Below are 7,428 nucleotides of genomic sequence, written 5' to 3'. Positions count from 1 at the left end.
AGTGGCTTCGGGCGCTCTGACCCATTTTCGGATGGTGTTTCTCGACAGCCCGGTACGCTTGGCTATCTGATGCAGCGAGAGCTTGTCGCGGAAGTACATCCGCCGGATTTTTCCCAACATTTCCATGTGATCACCCTGTGTTCTCCTGCTCAAAAAGTGAGCAGAAGCAGTTGAACACCTGGGTCAGTTTTCAGTCGGCAGAACAGCCTCTACTGGGTCAGTTTTCGGTCAGCGGCAACATATGATCAGGCTGACCTAGAGGCTTTGCAAAACAGCAAAGTTTCGGCAGTGTGGATCGATTGTTCAAAAGGTACGGATATCACCGAAACAGCTGAGGACCCGAGTCAGGAACAAAAAGAACCACTAACTTATGCGGCACAAACACTGCCAACGCCAACGCCTGTTTCTACTACGGTGGCTGAAGAACTACATCGCGCATCGCAGATTCTCAACCATTCCAAACTTGCTGTGATGCAGTTATTCAATGAGGCCCGCCTCGGAAAAGCTATCGATATAGAACAATGTCTACCCATCGTAGAAGAAATTAGCACATCTGTGGCGAGGAACTCCTCCGCTCTCATTGGCCTGGCGCGACTGAAAACCAAGGACGAATACACCTATATGCACTCCGTTTCGGTTTGCGCTCTTATGGTTGCCTTGGCCCAGCAATTAGGACTGGATAACGAGCAGATTCGCGAAGCGGGGATTGCTGGACTGTTACACGACGTTGGTAAGATAGTAATTCCGGGAGTTGTGCTCAACAAACCGGGTAAGCTTACTGATGACGAATTTTCGGTAATGCGCAGGCATCCAGAACTTGGTCATGCCATGCTTCTCAAGAGCGAACTTATTCCCAAGTGCGCTCTAGATGTCTGCCTCCACCACCATGAGAAGATCGATGGCACTGGCTATCCGCACAGCCTCCAAGGCCAACAAATTAGTATTTTAGCGCGCATGGCGGCAATCTGTGATGTTTATGATGCTATTACCTCCAATCGTCCTTACAAGGAAGCTTGGGATCCCGCTAGCTCTCTCGCGCATATGTCGAAATGGACAGGGCATTTCGACAAAGAACTTTTTAATACCTTTGTCAAAACCGTAGGAATTTATCCGCTTGGCAGTTTGGTTAGATTACATTCCGGGTATTTGGGCGTGGTGATTGGGAAAAATCCGACCCATCTCAGCAGGCCGATTGTGCGCGTATTCTTCTCAGTTAAGTCTAAGACTACTATTGTGGAGCAGGTGGTGGATTTAGCACAAAGTTCGACAACAGATCGTATCGTCAGCCGGGAGGATCCAGCAAAGTGGGGGTTCAAAAACTTAGAAAACCTTTGGTGTTAATTCATGGTTCTAAGAACTGTAGGAGCGCCGGTTGCTCTAACAAATACGGAGAAACTCGTACGCTACAGGCTCGTTGCTGTTAATGAAAAAGAACAAAAATAGCTCTATTCTTGCGCTTTCTGGATTTGGAAACCTGGCTGAAGCAGGGATGCCATCGCACCGATCAGATCATCCAGAGACCATGGCTTGTGTAAGTAGATCGTAGAAGGCGGGACTGATGCAGGATCTATCAAAGCCCCTGAGGTCAGAATCGATGCAATCGTCGGCCATCTTCCTCTCACCATTTCAATGAATTCTGTACCTTGAATTTGTCCAGGGACCCCATGATCGGCAATCACTAGCCTGCATTTTTCATGCGATTGCAGAAGATATGTTAACGCATCATCAGCAGTTTCAAATGCTAATGCCTCAGCCCCTACCTCCTCGACGATATCCACCATCAGTTCACGGAGCGTCGGATCATCTTCGACAATGATGACTCCGCCCAGAATTGGTAATAGGCCTTCCCGGTTAACGTACACTTTTTCACCTTCTTAACTAGCCAAAGACATCTACTCGCGCAAATCAGTTCTAGGGTTACTAAGTTTTAGGATTATCCGCCATCCGAACGACGGTTGCGATGCCCTAATTTTCCCTATGCATTATCCCTTTAGTGTACGATTTTTTCCGAATTCTTTCACTTCCCCAACACGCGCTACGTTGAAATCTGGAGGATCGACGGCCACCAACGGTGGCAGATTTCAATTTAGGCGCTGATCTGCTTGAGCCTGCGGCTAAATTCAGTGGCCCGACTCGCTGAGACGCCGGCAAGTTTTGCCAGCAAGGCATTAGAAATGAGCCCCGCCAAATGCTGGTACCGGTCCAGTTTTGAAACCCGTTGGTACGGTACTGCACCCAAAAAATTTTGCCGTTGCTCAACTATGGCAAAGGGCACACCTACCGCACGGCTGATTTTCGCAGCTGACATTGTGCCGAACAGTGATTCGTAGCCGAGCCACGGACCTACACAGTTTTTGATTCGCTGTTGTGCTGGTTCTTTCGGCAGTGCTTCCGCAAGCTCACGGCCTAAAGCTTCACGCCAATTTCTAACCGTTGTGCGCGAAACCCTAGCGAGGTTTGCAACTTCGTCGTCATGCACAAGCCCCAAGAGGGTCTTATATGGCCGCAACGGATGGTTTGTAGGAGGGGTTTGGGGAGCAATGGAACCAAAAACCAACATAAGCCCTACCACCTCCGCTCAGAGCCCTCTTCCCAGGCATCCGCCTCGATAAAGCAATTACGCATCTCGGCCTCTTGGCTGATCTCGGTCAGCAGATCATGTACCGTCTTATCCAGTGCCTCATCGTTGCGATAGGGAATGCTCAGCGCGTAGTTGCCCGACTCAAGCAGCTTCATGCCGTAAGGTTCCAGGCAGTAACGCTCGATATTCTCCAGTGCCCGTTTTTTACCACGCACGAACTTGCTGTTGTTCTCGACGGCCAGGCGCAATATGACCGTCGCGATCCGTTCGGCATTGTCCACTGCCGGTGGGACCGTGATGTTGAGATGCTGGGTGATTTTTGCGGGTACGCCGATCGTTATGCCGCGATGCCGGAGGTAGCGGTAAAGCGTGCTTTTGGAAATGTGCAGTTTCTTGCCAATGGCGCTCACACTTAACCGACCCTCTCGGTACAGCGTTTCTGCGGCCATAGCGGTCGCTTCCGCCTGAGCGGGCAGCCCCTTCGGGCGGCCACCGACTCGACCACGTGACCGTGCAGCGGACAAGCCTGCCTGTGTGCGCTCACGAATCAACTCACGTTCGAACTCTGCCAATGAAGCGAACAGGTTGAACACAAAGCGGCCTTGCGCGTGGGTGGTATCGATGGGGTCATTCAGACTTTGCAGGCCAACGTTACGAGCGGCCAATTCACCGACCAGTTCGACCAGGTGCTTGAGCGAGCGCCCTAGACGATCCAGCTTCCAAATCACCACAGCATCACCGGCCCGTACATGAACCAATAATTTGTCCAGTTCCGGACGTGCGCTTTTTGAGCCGCTGGCAACGTCTTGATAGATCCGCTCGCACCCTGCCTTTGTCAGAGCATCGATCTGGAGGTCGGCGTTCTGATCCCGAGTACTCACCCGCGCATAGCCAATTTTCATCAAAAGTACCGTTTACTCAACAGAGAAATTGAAAATAGAACCTTGATTAACGATACCAGTATTTAAAACCATAATATGGGCTAACTCGGAGCTGGGCAGGTCTTCCGTTAAAGTTCTATAAAACGAGGGTTTTATCGAACCGTTGCGGCGCAGTGAGGATCGAGTGTATAAACACATAAACACCTAACATTGGAAAAAGTCATGAATACCACTCGCTGGAACGTCGCCGTCTCCACCGACACCGACCAATCGCTTCGCATGTTTCTGGCCAGCCAAGGCGGTGGCCGTAAGGGCGACCTGTCGCGCTTCATCGAAGAAGCGGTGCGGGCACACATCCTGGAGCTGAGCGCCGAACAGGCCAAGGTTTCCAATGCCCATCTGAGTGAGGCCGAACTGACCGAAGCGGTTGAAGAAGCGCTCGACTGGGCGCGTAAGCGCTGATGCGGGTTGTATTGGATACCAACATTCTGTTCAGTGCACTGATCTCACCGCATGGGTCTCCTGATGCGATCTATCGGGCCTGGCGTTCAGCTCGCTTCGAGGTGGTGACTTCACGGGCACAGCTCGACGAAATTCGTCGCGCCAGTCGTTACCCCAAGCTTCAGGCCATCCTTCAGCCTGCCAAAGTGGGGGCCATGATCAATAACCTGCAACGCGCCGTGGTATTGGAGCGGTTGACCATTGAGGTTGAAGCCGATGATCCGGATGACTCTTTTCTGCTGGCCATGGCTTTGGCGGGCAATGCGGACTACCTAGTAACCGGTGATCGACGCGCAGGCCTCTTGCAGCGCGGACATATCGAACGCACGCGGATTGTCACCCCCGCCGTGTTCTGCGCCGAGGTACTGTGATCGATGCCGGTTGGTTTTCTGACTCAGGAGCAACGCGACGGCTTTGGTCGCTACATCGATGCGCCCAGCCGTGATGAACTGGAGCGCTACTTCCACCTGAGCGATGAAGACCGTGAAGCCGTCCAGATACTACGGGGCAACCATAACCGCTTGGGCTATGCCGTTCTGCTGACTACCGTTCGCTTCGTCGGTGTTTTGCCGGACAAACCCACGGCTGTGCCGGTGGAAGTCCTGCTTGTGCTTTGTCGGCAATTGGCAATCGCCGACCCTGACTGTCTTGTACGTTATAGCGATCATCGTCGCTGGATACATGCGGCCGATATTCAAGAGCGCTATGGCTATCGCCACTTTACTGACCCAGGCATCGGCTTTCGTTTGAGCCGATGGCTGTATGCCCTTTGCTGGACTGGTACTGATCGTCCTGGCGTGCTGTTCGAACGAGCTACCTCATGGCTGCTCACACAGAAAGTCCTATTGCCCGGAATTTCCCAGTTAGAGCGCTTCATTGCCCAACTGCGTAGCCGGGTTGAAGAACGCCTCTGGTACACCTTGGGCCGCAGCGTGACCGAGGAGCAAAGACAGCACCTACAAGACTTGCTTCTGGTGGCCGAAGGCAACCGTAGTTCCCGACTGGATCAACTACGCTCCGGCCCGGTGATGGTCAGTGGCCCTGCACTGGTTCGGGCGCTGCGTCGGCTGGATGATGTACGCGGGTTGGGTATCGCCTTACCGGCAGCTGCGCATATCCCTCCCAGCCGCATTGCCGCCCTGGCTCGCTTTGCCAACACCGCGAAGGTCACGGCCATCAATCGACTGCCGGCGTCGCGCCGGTTGGCGACGTTGGTGGCATTCGCGGTTTCCTTGGAAGCCAGTGCGCACGACGATGCTCTGGAAGTTCTGGAAGCGCTACTGCGTGATATCTTCAACAACGCAGAGAAGGCTGACAAGAAGGCTCGGTTGCGTAGTCTAAAAGACCTGGATCGCTCGGCGGCAATGCTCGCCGCTGCGTGCAAGGTCGTGCTGGATAGCTCGATCAGCGATGACAATGTCCGTGCCCGGCTGTTCAACGACCTGCCACGTGTCACGCTGGAGAAAGCCCTGGAAGAGGTCAATGCGTTGATCCGTCCGGCCAACGATGTGTTTTACCTCGCTCTGGAGGAGCGCTACCGCAGCGTGCGCCGTTTCCTTCCTGACTTATTGAAACATATTCGCTTCGGCTTCAGCCCGGCGGGTAAGGGTGTGGCGGCTAGTTTGGACTGGTTGCAACTGAACTTGCCTCGCAGGAAGCCGGAGGATGACGTGCCGCAGGAGATCGTGGCCAAGGCTTGGCAGAACCACATCACTCGCGAAGATGGCTCCCTCGACATGGGCACCTATGTCTTCTGCACGCTTGATGCACTACGCACGGCCCTACGCCGCCGCGATGTCTTTGTTGCACCCAGTTGGCGCTATGCCGACCCGCATATCGGTCTGCTCGATGGTGCAGAATGGCTGTCGGCGCGACCGATCATCTGTCGCTCACTGGGCCTGACTGTGGACGCCAAAACCACCTTGGACGCCTTGTCTGCCGAGCTGGATGCGACTTGGTACGCAGTCGCCGCTCGCCTGCCCGACAATCCTGCGATCCAGTTGAGTGAGAATACAGAGGGCAAAACCGAGCTGTCCCTCGGAGCGCTGGAGAAGCTGGAAGAGCCCAACTCGTTGCTGCAACTGCGTGCAGCCGTGGCCGACTTGATGCCGCGTGTCGATTTGCCGGAAATCCTGTTAGAAATCGCCGCTCGTACCGGCTTCACTGAAGCCTTCACCCATGTGTCCGAACGCAATGCGCGGGCCGACAACTTGGTGACGAGTTTGTGCGCAGTGCTCTTGGGAGGAGCCTGTAACACCGGCCTGGAGCCCTTGACTCGCAACGACAACCAAGCGCTGCGCCGTGACCGGCTGTCCTGGGTGAGCCAGAACTATCTCCGTGACGATACCCTGTCGGCAGCCAATGCCATTTTGGTGGCTGCGCAGAGTCAACTGGAGCTGGCTCAGGTCTGGGGCGGCGGCGAGGTGGCCTCCGCCGATGGCATGCGTTTTGTCGTACCTGTGCGTACCGTACATGCCGGCCCTAACCCGAAGTATTTCGGTACCGGCCGGGGCGTCACCTGGTACAACCTGATCTCCGACCAGTTTTCCGGTCTTAACGCCATTACGGTGCCCGGCACCCTGCGCGACAGCCTAGTATTGCTCGCGGTTGTGCTGGAACAACAGACCGAATTGCAGCCCACACAAATCATGACCGATACCGGTGCTTACAGCGATGTGGTGTTCGGGTTATTCCGTCTGCTCGGTTATCACTTCTGCCCGCGCCTGGCTGATGTCGGCGGTACCAGCTTCTGGCGCACCCGCCCGGACGCGGATTACGGCAAGCTCAACGGACTTGCTCGCCAGTCAGTCAAGCTCGACCTGATCGCCGAGCACTGGGATGACCTGTTGCGTTTGGCTGGCTCACTCAAACTTGGCCGAGTGCCGGCGACAGGCATCATGCGCACCCTACAAACGGGAGATCGTCCGACCCGTCTGGCCCAGGCGTTGGCAGAGTTCGGACGGATCGAGAAAACCCTGCATACGTTGACCTACATTGATGATGAGTCCAAGCGCCGCGCCACCCTGACCCAACTGAATCGCGGCGAAGGCCGACACAGCCTGGCTCGCGCCGTGTTCCATGGCAAACGAGGCGAGCTTCGCCAGCGCTACCGAGAAGGCCAGGAGGATCAACTCGGTGCCCTGGGCCTGGTGGTAAATATCATTGTGCTATGGAATACCCTCTACATGACGGCTGCCGTGGAGCGGTTAAAGCAGCACGGCTACCCGGTACAGGACGAAGACCTGGCTCGTTTGTCGCCGCTGATCTTCGAGCACATCAATATGTTGGGACGGTACTCCTTCGCGGTACCAGAAGAGGTCGCCCGAGGTGAGCTACGGCCACTGCGTAATCCAGACGACGATATTTAGGTGCGCAGGTCGAACTCAGTGGGCTATGTTGTCAGATAGCTTAGATGGGATTGACCACAGCATTTCTCAATAAGTAGAAACACTGTGGCTTAGAGAG

General features: G+C 54.8%; 8 protein-coding genes. 4 read left to right on the top strand and 4 right to left on the bottom strand.

From position 1 onward, the window contains the following. Positions 1 to 126, bottom strand: a 126-nt coding sequence (locus FIV38_RS02810; protein WP_122309950.1) for a helix-turn-helix domain-containing protein, incomplete at its 3' end; no start/stop codon positions are given. Between the two features lie 138 nt (positions 127 to 264). Between FIV38_RS02810 and FIV38_RS02805 the strand changes: the two genes are divergently transcribed. Further along, positions 265 to 1,341, top strand: coding sequence for a cyclic di-GMP phosphodiesterase (locus FIV38_RS02805; RefSeq protein WP_092231317.1), 1,077 nt, complete (start codon positions 265 to 267; stop codon positions 1,339 to 1,341). Positions 1,342 to 1,445: 104 nt separating this feature from the next. Here the strand turns inward: FIV38_RS02805 and FIV38_RS02800 are convergent, their stop codons facing one another. From FIV38_RS02800 to FIV38_RS02790, 3 genes are all read right to left on the bottom strand, one after another. Beyond that, entirely contained in the window at positions 1,446 to 1,862 is a 417-nt protein-coding gene (locus tag FIV38_RS02800) for a response regulator (RefSeq protein WP_017735067.1), read from the bottom strand. Between the two features lie 224 nt (positions 1,863 to 2,086). After that, a complete protein-coding gene (locus FIV38_RS02795; RefSeq protein ID WP_139273529.1) occupies positions 2,087 to 2,560 on the bottom strand; it encodes a hypothetical protein in 474 nt (157 codons plus the stop codon). 5 nt (positions 2,561 to 2,565) lie between these two features. Next, entirely contained in the window at positions 2,566 to 3,483 is a 918-nt protein-coding gene (locus tag FIV38_RS02790; protein ID WP_017335988.1) for a recombinase family protein, read from the bottom strand. Between the two features lie 201 nt (positions 3,484 to 3,684). Here FIV38_RS02790 and FIV38_RS02785 point away from each other — a divergent pair, with 201 nt between their 5' ends. Genes FIV38_RS02785 through FIV38_RS02775 form a run of 3 tightly spaced genes read left to right on the top strand, consistent with a single transcriptional unit; the run spans position 3,685 to position 7,331 of the window. Beyond that, entirely contained in the window at positions 3,685 to 3,924 is a 240-nt protein-coding gene (locus FIV38_RS02785) for a ribbon-helix-helix domain-containing protein (protein ID WP_017335987.1), read from the top strand. Further along, positions 3,924 to 4,334, top strand: a complete 411-nt coding sequence (locus FIV38_RS02780) for a putative toxin-antitoxin system toxin component, PIN family (RefSeq protein ID WP_017335986.1) — start codon at positions 3,924 to 3,926, stop codon at positions 4,332 to 4,334. Before FIV38_RS02785 ends, FIV38_RS02780 begins: the two co-directional genes overlap by 1 nt. Positions 4,335 to 4,337: 3 nt before the next feature. Next, entirely contained in the window at positions 4,338 to 7,331 is a 2,994-nt protein-coding gene (locus FIV38_RS02775; RefSeq protein ID WP_092231320.1) for a Tn3 family transposase, read from the top strand. Positions 7,332 to 7,428: the final 97 nt, after the last annotated feature.

Source organism: Pseudomonas proteolytica, assembly GCF_007858275.1.
Lineage (GTDB): Bacteria > Pseudomonadota > Gammaproteobacteria > Pseudomonadales > Pseudomonadaceae > Aquipseudomonas > Aquipseudomonas proteolytica.
This window is presented reverse-complemented; position numbering and strand designations above follow the sequence as displayed.

What these genes read in the sequence shown, in the direction of transcription:
- FIV38_RS02775 (WP_092231320.1), top strand. Translation starts at nt 4,338, where the DNA reads ATGCCGGTTGGTTTTCTGACTCAGGAGCAACGCGACGGCTTTGGTCGC.
- FIV38_RS02785 (WP_017335987.1), top strand. Translation starts at nt 3,685, where the DNA reads ATGAATACCACTCGCTGGAACGTCGCCGTCTCCACCGACACCGACCAA.
- FIV38_RS02795 (WP_139273529.1), bottom strand. Translation starts at nt 2,560, where the DNA reads ATGTTGGTTTTTGGTTCCATTGCTCCCCAAACCCCTCCTACAAACCAT.
- FIV38_RS02790 (WP_017335988.1), bottom strand. Translation starts at nt 3,483, where the DNA reads ATGAAAATTGGCTATGCGCGGGTGAGTACTCGGGATCAGAACGCCGAC.
- FIV38_RS02780 (WP_017335986.1), top strand. Translation starts at nt 3,924, where the DNA reads ATGCGGGTTGTATTGGATACCAACATTCTGTTCAGTGCACTGATCTCA.